16 protein-coding genes are annotated in these 17,755 nt (G+C 63.3%); 8 read left to right on the plus strand and 8 right to left on the minus strand.

Going from position 1 to position 17,755, the window contains the following annotated elements; genetic code table 11:
* Positions 1 to 35 precede the first annotated feature (35 nt).
* The 3 genes from J3454_RS02150 (at position 36) to J3454_RS02160 (ending at position 2,918) form a co-directional block, all read left to right on the plus strand.
* Complete coding sequence (locus J3454_RS02150) at positions 36 to 1,340, plus strand: MFS transporter (RefSeq protein WP_502878569.1); 1,305 nt, start codon at positions 36 to 38, stop codon at positions 1,338 to 1,340.
* Positions 1,337 to 2,257 carry a cysteine synthase A gene (gene cysK / locus J3454_RS02155; RefSeq protein ID WP_296716643.1) on the plus strand — a complete coding sequence of 307 codons (921 nt, stop codon included), beginning with the start codon at positions 1,337 to 1,339 and terminating at the stop codon, positions 2,255 to 2,257. Before J3454_RS02150 ends, cysK begins: the two co-directional genes overlap by 4 nt.
* A gap of 79 nt (positions 2,258 to 2,336) precedes the next feature.
* The gene (locus J3454_RS02160) at positions 2,337 to 2,918 is read left to right on the plus strand and encodes a hypothetical protein (protein ID WP_349512115.1); all 582 of its coding nucleotides are present in this window, start codon (positions 2,337 to 2,339) and stop codon (positions 2,916 to 2,918) included.
* A gap of 50 nt (positions 2,919 to 2,968) precedes the next feature.
* On the opposite strand, the gene J3454_RS02165 is transcribed toward J3454_RS02160, so the two are convergent.
* The 5 genes from J3454_RS02165 to J3454_RS02185 all read right to left on the minus strand — a co-directional run bounded on the left by J3454_RS02165 (position 2,969) and on the right by J3454_RS02185 (position 7,865).
* Positions 2,969 to 3,874 carry an alpha/beta hydrolase family protein gene (locus J3454_RS02165; RefSeq protein ID WP_349512116.1) on the minus strand — a complete coding sequence of 302 codons (906 nt, stop codon included), beginning with the start codon at positions 3,872 to 3,874 and terminating at the stop codon, positions 2,969 to 2,971.
* Between the two features lie 118 nt (positions 3,875 to 3,992).
* Positions 3,993 to 5,798 carry an acyl-CoA dehydrogenase C-terminal domain-containing protein gene (locus J3454_RS02170; RefSeq protein ID WP_349512117.1) on the minus strand — a complete coding sequence of 602 codons (1,806 nt, stop codon included), beginning with the start codon at positions 5,796 to 5,798 and terminating at the stop codon, positions 3,993 to 3,995.
* Positions 5,799 to 5,855: 57 nt separating this feature from the next.
* Positions 5,856 to 6,320, minus strand: coding sequence for a MerR family transcriptional regulator (locus J3454_RS02175; protein WP_349512118.1), 465 nt, complete (start codon positions 6,318 to 6,320; stop codon positions 5,856 to 5,858).
* A 31-nt stretch (positions 6,321 to 6,351) separates the two neighbouring features.
* Positions 6,352 to 6,747 (minus strand): phosphoribosyl-AMP cyclohydrolase, encoded by a 396-nt coding sequence (gene hisI / locus J3454_RS02180; protein WP_349512119.1) that lies wholly within the window; start codon positions 6,745 to 6,747, stop codon positions 6,352 to 6,354.
* Positions 6,748 to 7,121: 374 nt separating this feature from the next.
* Positions 7,122 to 7,865 (minus strand): ComF family protein, encoded by a 744-nt coding sequence (locus tag J3454_RS02185; protein WP_349512120.1) that lies wholly within the window; start codon positions 7,863 to 7,865, stop codon positions 7,122 to 7,124.
* A gap of 180 nt (positions 7,866 to 8,045) precedes the next feature.
* Here J3454_RS02185 and J3454_RS02190 point away from each other — a divergent pair, with 180 nt between their 5' ends.
* Positions 8,046 to 8,732 (plus strand): methyltransferase domain-containing protein, encoded by a 687-nt coding sequence (locus J3454_RS02190; RefSeq protein ID WP_349512121.1) that lies wholly within the window; start codon positions 8,046 to 8,048, stop codon positions 8,730 to 8,732.
* Here J3454_RS02190 and ppdK read toward each other — a convergent pair.
* The 3 genes from ppdK to J3454_RS02205 all read right to left on the minus strand — a co-directional run bounded on the left by ppdK (position 8,729) and on the right by J3454_RS02205 (position 14,712).
* Positions 8,729 to 11,392 carry a pyruvate, phosphate dikinase gene (gene ppdK / locus J3454_RS02195; RefSeq protein WP_349512122.1) on the minus strand — a complete coding sequence of 888 codons (2,664 nt, stop codon included), beginning with the start codon at positions 11,390 to 11,392 and terminating at the stop codon, positions 8,729 to 8,731. The genes J3454_RS02190 and ppdK overlap by 4 nt on opposite strands.
* 78 nt (positions 11,393 to 11,470) lie before the next feature.
* Positions 11,471 to 13,786, minus strand: coding sequence for a glycine--tRNA ligase subunit beta (gene glyS / locus J3454_RS02200; RefSeq protein ID WP_349512123.1), 2,316 nt, complete (start codon positions 13,784 to 13,786; stop codon positions 11,471 to 11,473).
* The gene (locus tag J3454_RS02205) at positions 13,786 to 14,712 is read right to left on the minus strand and encodes a glycine--tRNA ligase subunit alpha (protein WP_349512124.1); all 927 of its coding nucleotides are present in this window, start codon (positions 14,710 to 14,712) and stop codon (positions 13,786 to 13,788) included. The genes glyS and J3454_RS02205 overlap by 1 nt, the downstream gene beginning before the upstream one ends.
* 432 nt (positions 14,713 to 15,144) lie before the next feature.
* Between J3454_RS02205 and J3454_RS02210 the strand changes: the two genes are divergently transcribed.
* The 4 genes from J3454_RS02210 to J3454_RS02225 all read left to right on the plus strand — a co-directional run bounded on the left by J3454_RS02210 (position 15,145) and on the right by J3454_RS02225 (position 17,721).
* Positions 15,145 to 15,351, plus strand: a complete 207-nt coding sequence (locus J3454_RS02210; protein ID WP_349512125.1) for a helix-turn-helix transcriptional regulator — start codon at positions 15,145 to 15,147, stop codon at positions 15,349 to 15,351.
* Positions 15,341 to 15,793: a hypothetical protein gene (locus J3454_RS02215; RefSeq protein WP_349512126.1), complete on the plus strand. Its 453-nt coding sequence runs from the start codon at positions 15,341 to 15,343 to the stop codon at positions 15,791 to 15,793. Before J3454_RS02210 ends, J3454_RS02215 begins: the two co-directional genes overlap by 11 nt.
* 61 nt (positions 15,794 to 15,854) lie before the next feature.
* Positions 15,855 to 16,775 (plus strand): TraB/GumN family protein, encoded by a 921-nt coding sequence (locus J3454_RS02220; protein WP_349512127.1) that lies wholly within the window; start codon positions 15,855 to 15,857, stop codon positions 16,773 to 16,775.
* Between the two features lie 19 nt (positions 16,776 to 16,794).
* A complete protein-coding gene (locus J3454_RS02225) occupies positions 16,795 to 17,721 on the plus strand; it encodes a TraB/GumN family protein (protein ID WP_349512128.1) in 927 nt (308 codons plus the stop codon).
* Positions 17,722 to 17,755: the final 34 nt, after the last annotated feature.

Genomic DNA, 17,755 nt, shown 5'->3' on the forward strand with positions numbered 1-17,755 from the left:
GTTTCGCTAGGTTGGCAGTCGGTGTGCAGCCTGCCATGGGCTGCGGTGTGAGCGATTCCCCCACCCATCCCTTCCGCGTCCATAACTTCCGCTGTTACTGGACCGCACGGCTTTCCATGACTTTGGCGCAGGATGCCATGCTGCTGGTGATCCAGTGGCAGGCCTATAACCTCGCGCGCGACAGCGGCATGAACGTGGCCGAGGGCGCGGGCCAACTTGCGATCATCGGCCTGCTGCAATTCGTACCGCTATTCCTGCTGACCCCATTCTCGGGCCTTGCTGCCGACCGGTTTGACCGAAGGCTGCTCGGATTGCTGACCATCCTCCTGCAACTGGCAACCGCCGTTGTTCTGGTCTGGGCAACCTGGAACGACAGCGTCGATCTTCCGCTGCTGTTTGCCCTTGCAATTGTTCTGGGCATCGCCCGCGGCTTTGCCGGGCCTGCCCTATCCGCGCTCGCCCCGAATCTGGTGCCTCGCGCGATCCTCCCCACGGCCATCGCGCTGTCATCGATTTCGTGGCAGGTCGGCAGGCTGGTTGGTCCGGCGATCGGCGCGGTGCTTTATGCATTCGAGCCCGCCCTGCCCTACGCGATATCCGCCGTGCTGTTCTGCACCGCGTTCGGAGCTTTGGCGCTGGTGGGCAAGGTGCCGCAACCGGCGATGCGCAAGGATCAACGCCCGATCGGCGCTATCGTGGATGGTCTGCGGTATGTCGGACGCAACCGCATGGTTCTGGGTGCGATCACTCTGGATCTGTTTGCGGTGTTCCTGGCAGGCGCCAATGCGCTAATCCCGGTGTTCGCCCGTGACATCCTCCATACGGACGAAGTCGGGCTGGCCCTGCTCGCTTCGGCCACGCCGGCCGGCGCGATCATCACAGGATTGTGGTTCTCCATTCGTCCACTGCACAGCCAGGTCGGGCCGAAGATGCTGGGATCGGTCGCGGTGTTCGGGTTGGCGACCATATTCTTCGGGCTTTCGACCAGTCTTGCCTTCAGTTTGGCGATGTTATTCGTGATTGGCGCGGCGGACATGTTCAGCGTCTATGTCCGCCAGTCGCTAATCCAGCTGCACACGCCCGACGACAAACGCGGCCGCGTATCCTCGGTTAGCATGATGACAATCAGCGCATCGAACGAAGGCGGCGATTTCTTCTCCGGCAGCCTGGCTTTCCTGATAGGGCCCGTCGCGGCTGTGGCCGCTGGCGGTGTGGGTGCGATCATAACCGTTGCGGTGTGGAGCAGGATTTTTCCCGTGCTGTGGACGACGAAGACCTTCGATCCGCCGCCAGACGTGGTACAAGTGGACCAACCCCGAAACACAGGAGGCCTGACATGAAAGCCGACTCCATCCTCGCTACCATCGGCGCCACCCCGCATATCCGCCTTGCCCGGATCTTCCCCGATCACGAGGTCTGGGTGAAGTCCGAACGCGCTAACCCCGGCGGTTCGATCAAGGATCGCATTGCGCTCGCAATGGTTGAAGACGCGGAAAAGTCCGGCGCGCTGCAGCCCGGCGGCACCATAGTCGAGCCGACCAGCGGCAACACCGGCATCGGACTTGCGATGGTGGCGGCGGTCAAGGGCTACAAGCTGGTGCTGGTCATGCCCGAATCGATGTCGATCGAGCGCCGCCGGTTGATGCTGGCCTATGGTGCCAGCTTTGATCTGACGCCGCGCGAGAAGGGCATGAAGGGCGCAATCGAGCGCGCGTCCGAGCTGGTCGAGCAGACTCCCGGCGCATGGATGCCGAGCCAGTTCGACAACCCCGCCAACGTCGCAGTCCACGTGCGAACCACCGCACAGGAGATCCTCGCCGATTTCGCCGATGCGCCGATCGACGTGATGATTACAGGCGTTGGCACCGGCGGACATCTGACCGGCTGCGCCGAGGAGCTTAAGAAGCATTGGGCGGATATGAAGGCTTACGGTGTCGAACCTGCGCAATCACCGGTGATCAGCGGCGGGCAGCCCGGCCCGCACCCGATTCAGGGCATCGGCGCTGGCTTCATTCCCGGTAATCTTCACACCGACGCTATCGACGGCGCAATCACGGTCGATGCCGAGGACGCCAAGGAGATGGCACGTCGTGCTGCGCGCGAAGAAGGGATGCTGGTGGGTATCTCCAGCGGCGCAACGCTCGCCGCTATTGCCAAGAAATTGCCGGAGTTGCCGGCGGGCGCACGTGTGATGGGCTTCAACTACGACACTGGCGAGCGCTATCTTTCCGTCCCGGATTTCTTGCCGGTCGAATAGACCGATTCCTTAACCGGGACGCATTATCCCCGCAGCAAATCCACGAGGCATTCGTGGTGCTGCTCGGGAGAAGGCGCCCATGAAGTTCATCAAGCTCGAATCGCGCGGCGGCAATTACCTTGTCGTGGCCGAGAACATTGCGTGGCTGCGCACCGGCGAAAACGGCCAAACCAATGTCGGCATGGTCGGCGGGTCACCATTGCTGGTGGTCGGTTCGATCGAGGAGGTCGCCGAGAAGATCCTCGCTGCGACCGCGCAGGACGCACAGCCCACCGCGCAAGCACCGGCGGCGGCACCGGCCCAGCCCGCGCCTGAGCCCGCGGCTGTAGCTGCGGATGCTGCTCCCGCTCCCGCGGCTCCCGCGCTGGCTCCCCCGCAGCCGGTGGCCGAGGCACCCGTTGCCGCGTCCGAGCCGCAGCCCGACACGCATGCGGTCGAGGAGGGTCCTTCTGCGGCCCCCGCGCCGCCTGCGCCCGTTCAGGCGAAGGAAGCTCCCGCTCCCCAAGCAGCGCCTCCGAAGCCGAAAGCGGCACCGCCCTCGGAACGTCGCGGCGCGCCTGCTGCGCGCCCATCGACCTTGGCGGACAGGATTGCCCGATCGTCAAGCCCGACAGTCAAGGCCGGGAAACAGCGGTTCATGTCGATGTCGGAAACAGGTTGAGGCGGAACCGGACCTAGGGAGCGGGCGCCCGGTTCCGTCGAACGATCCGATCACTCCCCCGCGATCAGCGCCGCCGCAGCCTCGGCCATACCAGCATTGCTATGGCCGATCCCTGGCACCGTAACCAATGTCCACGCAAGTGGCGTGCGCCTCTCGAAGGCAGATTGTTGCGCCAGCGCGAAGAACTGCAGCCCTCGCGCCAGACGATGCGGCCCCTGCGCCTCGGCTTCGGGGGTCTTGCGCAGGTTAAGCGCGGCAGGATCGATATCGGCGGTGCCCAGCATGATCGTGAGCGGCTTCGCCAGCGCTGCTTCCAGCCCTTCCGCATCCACTGGCGTCCCCGCAAGGCCATAGGTGAAAGCTGCGTTCAAGTCCGGCATGGTGTACCAGCCCGCATTGGCCGCAATCGCGCGTTCGATCCGCGCTTCGGGCATGAACATGATGTAGCGATGTACGAACTGCGCGCCCGCGGAATGGCCGTAGATGGAATAGCGCCGCGCATCGCTGCCGAACCGGCGGCGGACGTCGTCGAACAGCGGTTCGATAGCGGCAAATGACCACAATGCGCGTTTGCGCGAGGTGCCGTCAGGATAGGAGAAATAGCCTGTGTTGTAGCCGAGCGAGCCCGGAAACTCCGTCTTGCTGAACTGCGGAACCACCACGATCAGCCCGCGCCGCCGCGCCAGATCGGCCCATTCGTCGCGGTAACGATCGGCATCGCGGTTGACGCCATGCATGATGAACACAACCGGGGTTTCGGGCGTGACCTCGTCCGGAAGCTGATACCACACCGGCAGATCCGGACCGTCCCATTTGGTGAAGATGAAACGGTCGGCGCGCGCGGAAACGTGCGCCTGATCGCCATCCTGCGCCCCGGAATGCGCGAGCGAGGTGCCCGCAATCAGCGCCGCCGCAAGCAAGGCAATCCACAACCGCCGCACCGTCACCCCCATCAAAGCTTTGTCGTGAGATGCTTTAGCGGCACCGCGGCGTTACGTCTTGCGCAAATCAAAGGGCCGCCCTGCGCACTGCAGAACGGCCCTTGTTTGATGTGCGCCGGAGGCGCCTCGGGTCTCAGGCGGCGGTGGCGAAGGCCTCTTCAGGAAGCTTCATCAGATATTCGCTGCCCGCTTCCAGTTTGCGACGCAGCGCGCCCGCATCGGGAAGGTACCTTTCGGCGTAGTAATTTGCCGACACCAACTTGGCTTCGTAGAATGCCTTGCCCTCAGGCTCGCCCGCAAGCTTGCCCAGCGCGACCTTGGCCATCTTCAGCCAGAAAAAGCCCAGCGTTACGATGCCCATAATGTGCATGTAGTGGTGCGCGCCCGCGCCCAGGTGATTGGGATTTGCCATCGCGTTCTGCATGAACCAGATGGTCGCCGCCTTCTGCTCGCCCAGCGCCTTTTCGAGGCGTTCGGCGATGTCCTTGAGTTCGGCAACCTGCTTAGCCGCGGCGATTTCCTCGTCGAGCATTGCAAAGAAGGCCTGAATGGCCTTGCCGCCGTTCGCTGCCAGCTTGCGGCCGCACAGATCCATCGCCTGCACGCCATTGGCGCCTTCGTAGATCATGGCGATGCGGCTATCGCGCACGAACTGCTCCATCCCCCATTCGCGCACATAGCCGTGGCCGCCATAGACCTGCTGCATGTTGGTTGCGATGTCATAGCCCTTGTCGGTGCCGTAGCCCTTGATGACCGGGGTCATGAGGCCGATCAGCAGATCGGCCTGCTCGCGTTCCTCGGCGGTCTGCGCCTTGTGGGTCAAATCGACCTGCAATGCGCCCCACAGGCACAGCGCGCGCATCGATTCGGTGAAGACCTTGGCGTCCATCAGCATCCGGCGCACATCGGGGTGGACGAAGATCGGGTCGGCCTTCGCCTCGGGCTCTGCGGGGCCGCTGAGTGCGCGGCCCTGACGGCGGTCGAGCGCATAGGTGACAGCGTTCTGATAGGCGACCTCGGCCTGGGCATAGCCCTGAATGCCGACACCAAGGCGTGCGGCGTTCATCATGATGAACATCGCGGCAAGGCCCTTGTTCTCCTCGCCGACGAGGTACCCCGTCGCGCCGTCATAGTTGAGCAGGCAGGTGGCGTTGCCGTGGATGCCCATCTTCTTTTCGATCGAACCGCAGGTAACGCCGTTGCGCTCTGCCGGTTCGCCATTTTCGTCGAGCACGAACTTGGGCACGATGAACAGCGAAATGCCTTTGGTCGAATCCGGAGCGCCCGGAGTCTTGGCCAGGACGAGATGGATGATGTTGCTGGTCAGGTCATGCTCGCCAGCGGAAATGAAGATCTTGGTGCCGGTGATCGCATAGGAACCGTCGCCGTTCGGCACCGCCTTGGTGCGGATCATGCCGAGATCGGTGCCGCAATGCGGCTCGGTCAGGTTCATGGTGCCGGACCATTCGCCCGATATCATCTTGGGCAGATACACCGCCTTCTGCTCGTCCGAACCCTTCGCGAGGATTGCCGAGATCGCACCGGCGGTAAGGCCGGGATACATCGCGAAAGCCTGATTGGCGGTGCCCGCATATTCCTCAAGCACGAAGCCGAGCACATGCGGCAGGCCTTGCCCGCCGAATTCCTCAGGCTGCGCCAGCGTGCCCCAGCCACTCTCGACATAGGCCTGATAAGCTTCCTTGAAGCCCGGAGGCGTAGTGACGCTGCCGTCTTCATGGCGGGTGCAGCCATGCTCGTCCCCGGCTTGGTTAACCGGCGCGAGCACCTCGGCGCAGAACTTGCCGGCTTCGTTGATGACGGTGTCGATCATGTCAGGCGTAGCGTTCTCGAAGCCCGGCAGGTTGCCGTAGCTTGCAAGATCAAGCACTTCGTTGACGATGAAACGCGTGTCGCGGGTGGGGGCGGTATAGGTCGGCATCACATGATCCCTTGAGTGTGCATGGACGGATTATAAATCGCGGAAACGGCCGATCGTTCAGCGCAGGTCGAGCTTCTCGATTTCGGCCACGAAGTCGGTCAGTTCATTGATCGACGAATCGATGTCATCGCGCTGCGCCTTGAGCTTGGCGATATGCGCGCGGCACTTTTCAATCGTGACGCGGCGCTGTTCGACCCGGCCATCATCGAGATCGTAAAGGTCGATCATTTCGCGGATCTCGGTGAGCGAGAATCCGACATTCTTGGCCCGCATGATCCATGCGAGCCGCGCCCGGTCGCGCTTGGAATAGACGCGGGTCAGCCCAACGCGGGCTGGATTGATCAGCCCTTCATCCTCGTAAAAGCGCAGCGCACGAGCGGTGCAGCCGAATTCCGAGGTAAGGTCGGAAATGGTGAATTGTTCGCGCGCATGAACATCCGGCCGATCGAGATGGGCGCCATTACGGCGCGGTTCACCAGTGGCCTGACGGGCGGCGGAATCCTGAGCGGGAGCGGTAGCCATGCCGCCCAATTACCTTACCTTTACGTGAGCGTCAAGTCTTGACCTTAACGAGAACGGAGCCGGAATCGTCATGCTCGATCCGGCGATAGAAGCAGGTGCGTTCACCGGTGTGGCACGTCGGGCCAGCGGCGCGCGCGCGAATCACCAAGGCATCCTGATCGCAATCAACCAGCACTTCCTCTACCGTGAGGATGTTTCCCGAAGTCTCGCCCTTCATCCATAGTGCCTGCCGCGACCGCGACCAGAAATGCACCCGGCCGCTAGCGAGCGTCGCATCCAGCGCCTCGCGGTTCATGTGCGCCACCACCAACACATCGCACGATTGCGCGTCCACCACGACCGCCGTCAGCAATCCAAGCGCATCGAACTTCGGGGAGAATTGCGCTCCCTCCTCGCGTTCCTGGTTGGTCAGGGACTGTTCGGCCATAAAAATACTCCAGCGAAACTGCATCTCCGGCCATCCTGGACCGGAAATCATCGTCACGAAAACGCGGCGCTCATGCGTCGATTGTTGCACGTTCACAACAGAAGGATGCAAAAAACTGCTTATGCGGAGGTTTGCCCTTCCGCCCTGCCCCTCAGGATGGAACAAAGAGGTGTGAGCATCGCAAGGGGCTCTCCACCGAAGAACGGCATCGCCCGATGCCAGGTTCAGGGGGTGATCGGGACGCAGGCTGGCAGCGGGGTGCCAGAGCGACCGGTTGAACGATGAGGGACAGGATCCTGATGGCCAAGTTAGGGGGTGGCCATCTTAGCCCGCAAGGGTGGATCCACACCGTTTCGTCACGCGGCGCCCGAGGCTCAAAAGGCCTCGGGCGTTTCGTTTTGGGCGGATACCTTTTCCAAGTCGGATGTCGTCTCTGCGCTCTGCCTGTCGCCATGATCGCGGCTTGCGGCATTATCCACTCTCGCAAAGCAGGCCACCGCGATGCTGCGCGCTCCGGCGTGCTTCAGCGCCGCGATGCAGGCGCGGGCCGTCGCACCGCTGGTGAACACATCGTCGACCAGCACGACATCGCGCCCGGCGATCAGCCCGATCCTGTGACGATTTACGGCGATTGCTCCGGCCATCGCCCGGTCGCGTGCCTCGCGCCCTAGCCCGCCAAGGCTGGGTGTCCGTTTCCGGCGTTCCAGACCGTCAACCAACGGTTCGCCCTTCCCCAGACTTGCGAGTTCGTGGGTCAATAGTGCGGCCTGATTGAACCCGCGTTGCCATAGTCGCCAGCGGTGCAGTGGCACCGGCACAAGCAACGGCGGCGCACATGACTGCGCCGGACCGGGCAACCGCGCCGCCATCAACCGCGCAAGCAGGCGGGCAAGCGCGATCCGGCCACCATGCTTGTAGGCCAGCACCAGGCGCCGCGAAGCATCGGTGTAGAAGGTCGCCGCATACACCGGTACCCCGGCGCCGATCTCCTGCCGCATACCGATCCCGCCCGCAGAGCCGTCGGCGGGAATGTCGAGCTCGCTCCAGCATCCGGCGCACAGCCCATCCTGGTCGGCAAGCGCCTCGCCGCATAGCGGGCAGCGTGGCGGATAGACCAAGTCGACGACCGGCCTTAAAACTTCGGCAAGTCGTGACCCCCACCTCATTCGTGCGGGTGTGCACCTCTTGCGCACTGCGCGCAAGCACGGCAGGGGGCAGGTATGACCGGACCGAGCGTTCCCCGGATTTTCTCTCGCAGCCGCGTCAGCTCACGAATCCTGCGGCAGAATGCGCGCGCTTTGAAGGGCCCATCTCAGCAGTTCATCTGGCAGGATATCTGCGAAGACACCGCCGAGCGATTGGCGTTCGTTCGGCACGAACCCAGGCGCGCATTGGTGCTGGGCATGCGCCACGATCCGCTCCGGACATTGCTGGATCAGTGCGAGGCCGATGTCTGCGACGGGGCCGGTTGGACCATCGAGGAGCCCTTTCCCGACGGTGGATACGATTTCATCGGCGTGGTGGGCCTCCTCGATGCCGTGAATGATCTGCCCGGCGCACTGATCCATATCCGCAATGCGCTGGTGCCGGGCGGGCTTGCGATTGCCAGTTTCGTCGGTGGGGCCAGCCTGCCGCGCCTGCGGACGGCAATGCTGTCCGCGGACGGCGATCGGCCCGCAGCGCGCATTCACCCGATGGTCGATCCGCGTGCAGTGCCGCAATTGCTCCAGCGTGCGGGGTGGAAGGACCCGGTGGTTGACACCCGCAGCCTGACCGTGCGCTATTCCGCGCTCGACCAGCTTGTATCCGACCTGCGCGACCATGGCCTGACCAGCGCCCTCGCCAATGCCGGACCACCGCTCGGCAAGACCGCGCTGGACCGCGCGCGGGCCGCGTTCGGCAATCAAGCCGACCCTGACGGCAAGACCGCCGAAATCTTCGAGATCGTCACCCTGACCGGACGCCGATCCCTCGCAGGAACCTAACCCTTCAGTGCAGCCTGCGCCGCCGCCAACCGCGCAATCGGCACCCGGTAGGGCGAGGCGCTGACGTAGTCGAGCCCGACCTTTTCGCAGAATGCGATGCTGGCCGGATCACCGCCATGTTCGCCGCAGATGCCCAGCTTGATATCAGGCCGGGTCGCCCTGCCCCGTTCGGCCGCCAGTTCGACCAGTTGGCCGACGCCTTCGATATCGAGGCTGACAAACGGATCGCGTGGGAAAATGCCCTTGTCGACATAGACGCTGAGGAAGCGCGCCGCATCGTCGCGCGACACGCCCAAGGTGGTCTGCGTCAGATCATTGGTGCCGAAGCTGAAGAACGCGCCCTCCTCGGCGATTTCCCCGGCCATCAGAGCCGCGCGCGGCAGTTCGATCATGGTGCCGACGAGGTATTCAACCCGCGTCCCGACTTCGGCGAACACCGCCTCGGCCACCCGGTCGACCAGCGCGCGCAAGATCGCGAGTTCTCGCTTGGTCGCCACCAGCGGGATCATGATCTCAGGCAGAGGTGCCTCGCCAGAAGACGCCTTCACGGCGCACACAGCCTCGAAAATGGCACGCGCCTGCATTTCGTAGATCTCGGGGAAGGTGATCCCAAGCCGGCAGCCGCGATGGCCCAGCATGGGGTTGAATTCGTGCAGTTCCCCCGCCCGGCGCTTGAGGTGATCGACACCCAGCCCGGTCGCATCGGAGAGTTCGGCGAAGTCTTCATCCGCGTGCGGCAGGAATTCGTGCAGCGGCGGATCAAGCAGCCGGATGGTGCATGGCAGGCCCGCCATCACCTCGAAGATCGCGGTGAAATCGGCGCGCTGTTCAGGCAGAAGCTTCTCCAGCGCCCGCCTGCGGCCCGCCTCGTCGTCGGCCAGAATCATCTGGCGAACCAGACTGATACGCGATGCTTCGAAGAACATGTGTTCAGTGCGACACAGCCCAATACCCTCCGCGCCGAACTGCCGCGCCATGCGGCAATCCTCTGGCGTTTCGGCATTGGTGCGCACCCCCATCCGCCGTAGCTTGTCCGCCCACACCATCAAGGTGCCGAAATCGCCCGCCAATTCCGGTTCGACGGTGGGCACGATGCCGAGCATCACCTGCCCGGTCGCACCGTCGAGGGTAATTGCATCGCCCTCTTTCAGTTCATGGTTGCCGACCCGCAGCGCGCGGCTGACCCGGTCGATCGAGACCGCGCCTGCACCGGATACGCAGGGACGTCCCATCCCGCGCGCAACCACCGCTGCGTGGCTGGTCATTCCGCCGCGCGCGGTCAGAATGCCCTGCGCGGCATGCATCCCGTGAATGTCCTCCGGCGAGGTCTCGACCCGCACCAGAATGACCTTCTCGCCGCGCCCGGCCCATTGTTCGGCGGTATCAGCATCGAGCACGATCTTGCCCGCCGCCGCCCCCGGCGAGGCGGGAAGCCCGGTGGTCAACACATTGCGCTCCGCCTTCGGGTCCAGCGTGGGGTGGAGCAGCTGGTCCAATGCCATCGGATCGACCCGCCGCACCGCTTCGCGTTCATCAATCAGGCCCTCTTCGACCATGTCGACCGCCATCTTGAGCGCGGCCTTGGCAGTGCGCTTGCCCGTGCGGGTTTGCAGCATCCAAAGCTTGCCACGTTCTACCGTGAATTCAATGTCCTGCATGTCCTTGTAGTGAAGTTCCAGCAGGTCGAATACGCGCGCCAGTTCTGCGTAAGCGTCGGGCAGCGCCTCTTCCATGCTGAGCGGCTTGGCCCCGGCCTTTTCGCGCGCTTCCCTGGTCAGGTATTGCGGCGTGCGGATCCCCGCGACCACGTCCTCACCCTGCGCGTTGATCAGGTATTCGCCGTAATAGGCGCGCGTACCCGTGGCCGGATCGCGGGTGAAGGCAACGCCGGTGGCGCTGGTGTCGCCCATGTTGCCGAACACCATTGCCTGCACGTTCACCGCAGTGCCCCAATCACCCGGGATGTCATTGAGACGGCGATAGATCTTGGCCCGGTCGCTATCCCAGCTGTCGAACACGGCGCGGATCGCGCCCCACAATTGTTCGTGGACGTCCTGCGGGAACGGGCGACCCAATTCCTCCTCGACAATCCTCTTGAACTGGCCGACCAGCGCCTGCCAGTCTTCGGACGTCATCTCCGTATCGTTATAAAAGCCCTTGTCTTCCTTCACAATCTCCAGCGCTTCTTCGAACAGGCCGTGATCGAGGCCGAGCACCACGTCGGAATACATCTGGATAAAGCGACGATAGGAATCCCAGGCGAACCGCGCATCGCCCGACGATGTGGCAAGACCTTCGACCGTGGCATCGTTCAGCCCGAGGTTGAGGACGGTGTCCATCATCCCCGGCATCGAAACCCGTGCGCCGGAACGAACGGACACGAGCAGCGGATCGGCCGCGTCGCCGAAATTCTTGCCCACCGTCTCTTCGACATGGGTCAGCGCGGTGGCAACAGCATTTCGCAACTCATCCGAGAAGTCCGTTCCATCGCGCAGATAACGAACGCTTTCCTCGGTCGTGATGGTGAACCCAGGGGGGACTGGCAGGCCGATGCTGGCCATAACGGCAAGGTTCGCGCCTTTGCCTCCGGTGATTGTCTTGTCTTTCTGGCGCGGGTCGTCGTGCGCAGCGTTTCCGCCGAAGGAGTAGACTGTTTGCACTTCACATCATCCTGTTAAGCTTGGCCATCGCAAGGCTGAACCGTGAGACACTTGAGACACTGTCCAGAGATCGAAAACTCACCCTTCGATCCGGCTGAAATCGGCTACCCGGTGGACGGCATCGCGAAACCGGGCGAGCAATGCGAGCCGCGCAGCGCGCTTGTTCGCCTCGTGGTCGTTGACAGTCACCTCTTCAAAGAACCGGTCGATGGGCGCTCGCAAGGTGGCTAGCGCGGCCATAGCATCGGCGAACCGTTCTGCCTCGACTGCCTCGGTAGCCCGAGGTGCAGCCACGGCGAGCGCATCGATCAGCGCCTTTTCGGCCGGTTCGGGCGTGTAGGAAAGGTGGTCTGTCGTTGCATGGCGATCCGCCATTTTGGCCGCGATCACCGGCGCGAGATCGGGATCGTCGACCAGCGCCAACGGATCTTCCTCGCCGGTCTGCGCGATTTCGCCTTCGACCCCGCGCCAGTCTTCCTTCTTGAGGATATTGGCGGCGCGCTTGTAGCCTGCGAGGAGGTTGGTGCCGTCCTCGGTGGCCAAGAAATTTGCTAACGCACGGGCACGAGCTTCGACCCTATCGAGGCAACCATCAGTATCCGAACCTTCAATCCAAGCGCGAGATGCTTGAATGTAGTCGTAACGAACGCCTTCGTCCTTCAACTGTACGCCCAAACGGTCGAACAGGAAATCAGCGACCCGCAAACCCTGAATACCATCGAATGGCTCACCCCAAGCCTGTGCCGCCGATTGGAGATTTAATCGAAGACCATTTCGCTGAACCAAGCTGAGATAGCCCAACCCAGCGCGTCGGAGAGCGAAGGGGTCCTTGGATCCCGTTGGTAACAAGTCGATTTTGAAAAAGCTCAAGAGGTTGTCCAGCTTATCCGCCAGCGACACCGCCACAGTGACCGGAGCCGTCGGCACATCATCGCCCTGCCCGACCGGCTTGTAATGATCGCGGACCGCGTCTGAAACTTCCTGCGGCAGGCCTTCCTTGGCGGCGTAATATCCGCCCATAAGCCCCTGCAATTCGGGGAACTCGCCGACCATCTCGGTGACCAGATCGGCCTTGCACAGCCGCGCGGCCTGTTCGGCCATTTCCGCTAAATCCTCGCGAGTCCCCGCGAAGGCGGGGACCTCAGACGATGGAGCGCCAAGCCGACCGAGGTCCCCGCCTGCGCGGGGACTCGCGTCGGGTGTGACAATCCCCTCTTCGCACAACCACCGCGCCAGCTTGGCCACCCGCTCGACCTTGTCGGCGACCGTGCCCAGCTTTTCGTGGAAGGTGATCCGCTCCAGCCCCTTGGCATGCTCGGCCAGCGTCTTCTTCTGATCCTGCTCCCAGAAGAACCGCGCATCGGACAGCCGCGCGGCGAGGACCTTGCGGTTGCCGTCAATCACCACCGCCGGATCAAGCGCGTCGATATTGGCGGTGCAGACGAAGGCGTTGTCCAAATTGCGAGTCCCCGCGAAGGCGGGGACCTCGTGCGGTTGGGCGCCATCGCCTGAGACCCCCGCCTTCGCGGGGGCTCGCTGACAAACAAAGTATTTCTGGTTCACGCGCGCAGTCAGCTGGATCACTTCGGGCGGCACATCGAGAAACGCCTCGTCGAAGCGGCCCAGCAGCGGCACCGGCCATTCGGTGAGGCCCGCGTTCTCAATCACCAGCCCTTCGTCGGCGACCAGCGTCAGACCCGCATCGGCGGCGGCCTTGGCAGCGCCTTCGCGAATGATTGCGGCGCGTTCCTCGTGATCGACGATTACATGGCAGGCACGCAGCTTTTCAGCGTAGTCGTCGGCGCTGCCTATCGTGATTTCGCCCTCGTGGTGGAAGCGGTGGCCATGCGTTGCGGCGCCCGCGGCAATGCCGTCCACCGCGCAGGGCACCACTTCACCGTCGAGCAACGCGACGATGCCGGAGAGCGGGCGCACCCAGCGCAGGCTATCGGTCGCAACCGACGCTGCGCCCCAGCGCATCGACTTGGGCCAGCTGAAATCGCGGATGATCGCGGGGATCGCGGCGGCGAGAACATCGGCCATGGCTCGCCCCGGTTGCTCAATCACCGCGAAGTAGGTCATACGACCTTTGATGTCGCGCAGTTCGAGCGCATCGCGGCTCACGCCGTTCTTTTTGCAGAAGCCGTCAATCGCCGCATCGGGCGCGCCTTCGGGCGGGCCCTTCGCTTCCTCGCTAACCGCCTCGGTAGCGAGCGGCAGTCCGCGCGCGATCAGCGCAAGGCGGCGCGGGGTCGACCAGATGGTGAGTTCGCCAACCTTGACCCCGGCAACATCCAACTCGCGCCGGAACAGCTTTTCCAGTTTAGCGCGCGCACCCGCCTGCATCCGGGCAGGAATTTCCTCGCAGGCCAGTTCGAGCAGGAAGTCAGCCATTACAGCACCCACCCCGGATATTTCGCTTCCCATTCGGGCGTCATCTTGAGCGCGTGAGCCTCGCACGACGACCGCGCCAGATCGCGCACCCGGCCCATGTAGCTGGCACGTTCCTGCACCGAAATTACACCGCGCGCCTGAAGCAGGTTGAACACGTGGCTTGCCTCGACCGCCTGTTCATAGGCGGCAATCGGTACGCCTGCGGACAGCGCGTTGCGGCACTCGGCTTCGGCCTTGACGAACAGATCGAACAACGCATCCGTATCGGCGACCTCGAAGTTCCACTTCGACATCTGGCGTTCGTTTTCGAGGAACACGTCGCCATACGAAACGCCCGCCGCGTTGAACGCCAGGTCATAGACGTTGTCGACGCCCTGAATATACATCGCGAGCCGTTCGAGGCCGTAGGTCAGCTCGCCCGCGACCGGCTTGCAATCGAACCCTCCCATCTGCTGGAAATAGGTGAATTGCGTCACCTCCATCCCGTCGCACCAGACCTCCCAGCCCAGCCCCCATGCGCCCAGCGTCGGCGATTCCCAATCATCCTCGACAAAGCGGATATCGTGGGCCAGCGGATCGATGCCGATGGCCCGCAGGCTGGCGAGATAGAGTTCCTGAATGTTCGGCGGCGAAGGCTTCAGGATCACCTGATACTGGTAATAATGCTGCAGCCGGTTGGGGTTCTCGCCGTAACGCCCGTCGGTCGGGCGGCGGCACGGCTGGACGAAGGCCGCATTCCAAGGCTCCGGACCGAGCGCCCGCAGGGTCGTCGCGGTGTGGAACGTGCCTGCTCCCATGCGCATGTCATAGGGCTGTAGAATTGCGCATCCTTGCGCGCTCCAGAAGTCATGCAGCGTCAGGATCATGTCCTGAAACGAGCGCGCCGGATCGCGCGGTGCAGGGGTGAATGAAGGTACGGCGTTCATGGCGGCTCGCCATGGCCGAACACCCCGAAAGCGTCAATGCCGCAGCGCAGCAACCCTCAGGCGAATGACGCGCTGGTCGCGTTGAGGTGACACAAAGTCAGGTCATCTTGACATAGTCAGCGAATCGCGACATATAGTCAGGCACACCTGACATACAGTCAGGGTCACCTGATGGACGGAGCCCATGAGACCAGATCAAGACAAGCCCCGGAAATGCGGCAGCACCATGAGCCGCGACGATGAGATCGCGTTCTGGATCGCGATTGGTATCTGTCTGTTCACCGTGTTCATTTGAAAGGAAAAGATCATGAAATCCCTTAACCAAACAACCTGCGTCAAGACTTGGCAGATCATTGTCCTGCTCGGTGCCTCCGGCTTCGCATTCGGCACCATTCTATCCAAGACCGCAACCGCACTGGGCTTCTGACGGTCGTGAAAAACCGCCTCAAGGTCCTGCGCGCGGAACGCGACTGGTCACAGGCCGAACTGGCCGGGCGGCTCGACGTGTCGCGTCAGGCGGTGAACGCCATCGAGACCGGCAAGCACGACCCTTCCCTTCCCCTGGCATTTCGAATTGCCCGCCTGTTCGGTATGCGGATCGAGGAGATTTTTGATGATGGAGAGCATCATGACGGATAGGAAAACCCGGCAGGTCGGCCCCGGCGAAGCGCGCAGCATGGCGCGCCGTCGGCGCTACTTTACCTATGTCGCGTTCGGCGGCCTTGTTGGCGGGATTGCCGGATTTGCCACCGGCTTCTTCGATCAGGGTGATGGAAACCTGTTCGCCGGCGATTGGGAACTCCTGCGCCTGCCGCCCGCGCTTGCCCTTGTGATCGCGGGCCTGTTGCTGGCGGGCTTTCTGGCCCTGCCCATCTACAGTTTTCGGCTGATCGACGATTACCAGCGCGAGCAAGGCCTGATCGGCTATTCGGGCGGGTACCTCGGAGTGATGGCCGGATTTCCGACTTGGGCCGCACTTTACGGAGGCGGGTTCGTGCCAGCACCTCATGCCTTCGGAATATTCGCGATCGGCTTTGTGTCGATGTGCGTATCTTACCTCTATGCCCGCTGGCGTCTTTGAAACGCCTTGTTCAACCCACTGAAATCACCCACACACCTCACGAACCCTGAAAGGAAACACCATGAAACTCGCTTCCGTTCTTGCCCTAACCGCCGCTCCGTTCGCGCTGTTTGCCGCCAGCCCCGCGCTGGCCGACAATCACGCCGCCGCGAAAGCCGACCCTGCAACTGCAACCGCAGCCGCAAACGGTCCGGCGATGTGGAAGGTATCTGACGAGGACACCACGATCTACCTGTTCGGCACGGTCCACGTCCTGCCCGAGGGCATCGAGTGGTATGACACCACGATCGCCGACGCGCTGGAAGGGGCGGACATGATCGTCACCGAAGTTCCGATGGACAAGGCGAGCGAGGCGCAGATGCAGCAACTCGCCATGTCGATCGGCGTGCTGCCTGCGGGAACCACGCTGCGTTCGCTGCTCACGCCGGAACAGACTGCCGCATACGAGGCGGGGCTTGCCAAGCTCGGCGCGCCAGCAGCGGCTTTCGATCCGGTCAAGCCATGGCTGGCGGGCCTGACCATGGTCATTCTGCCCTTGATGCAGCAAGGCTATTCGCCCGAAAGCGGCGTGGAAAAGGTGCTGCTGTCCAAGGTCGGCGACAAGCCGCAGGGCGCACTGGAGACCGCAGAGTTCCAGTTCGGCATCTTCGACGGCATGACCACAGAGGCGCAAGTCGCCTTCCTGATGGAAGCGGTGGAAGGCATGGACGAGGCGAAGCCGATGCTCGATCGGATGGTGGCCGAATGGGTCGAGGGTGACGCGGTCGAACTGGCCAGCATCATGAATGAAGGAATGAGCGATCCCGCAGTCGCCGAAGCGCTGCTTTACAGCCGTAACGCCAATTGGGCAGAATGGATCGATGCGCGCATGGACGAGCCTGGTTCGGTGTTCATCGCAGTCGGTGCGGGACATCTGGCCGGTGAGCGCAGCGTGCAGGATTACCTCGCCGAGAAAGGCATTGCCGTGGACCGGGTGAAGTGAGCGGAAAGGTCAGGCGACGATGATCGCTTTGTCAGGGGCCAGTATCGCCAGCCGCGCGTGGGTTGCCGTTGCTGCGCTGCTGGCCCTTGTTCTCGCACTAAACCTCGCCGGGTGCAGTGATGCTCCCGGCGAGGATGCAGCCGGCCCGCCGCCAAACCCGCTGCTGTATGAAATCGCCAGCGCCGGTGGCGCGGTGGAGGGCTGGATGCTCGGAACCATCCATGCCCTCCCCCCCGGCGCCTCATGGCAGACCCCCGCGATCGGCCGGGTGACTGAGGCGGCAGATATTCTGGTGGTTGAAATCGCCGCGCTGGATGATCGCCGGGGTCTTGCCGCCACCTTCGCCGCGCTCGGCACCACCCCGGGCCTGCGCCCGCTGGACGAGCGCGTGCCTCCGGCTCTGCGTCCCGGGCTCGCCGCATTGCTCGACCGCGGCGACATGGAAGCGGATCAGTTCACCACCACCGAAAGCTGGGCCGCAGCCCTGATGCTCGCCCAGATCGATGCGGAGGGCGATTCCGAATACGGCGTCGACCGCGCGCTGATCCGCGACTTCCCCTCGGAAAAGGTGCACGAACTCGAAGGCGCGCGCGGTCAGCTTGCCATCTTCGATACCTTGCCCGAACCCGAGCAGCGCGCACTGATCGCAGCAGTGGTCGCGGAATTCGATGTGTCCCGCACCCGCGCGCGCGCGCTGCGCCGCGCCTGGCTGATGGGCGACGAGGCGGCGCTGATCGAAGCCACCACCACCGGCATCATGGCCGATCCAGAGCTACGCGAAGCATTGCTGCTGGCCCGCAACCGCCGCTGGGACGCCGCCATCGCAACATTGCTCGATCAGGCGGAGCGTCCGCTGATCGCCGTCGGCACTGCGCATCTGGTTGGTGCGGAGGGCCTCGTCGCACTGCTTGAAGCGCGGGGCTACCGCGTAACGCGCCTGCGCTGACGGGCGCAGCGCTGCGCAAAGCGGTTGCCATTCG

This window comes from Erythrobacter sp. NFXS35 (genome assembly GCF_040148725.1).
In the GTDB taxonomy this organism is placed as follows: domain Bacteria; phylum Pseudomonadota; class Alphaproteobacteria; order Sphingomonadales; family Sphingomonadaceae; genus Erythrobacter.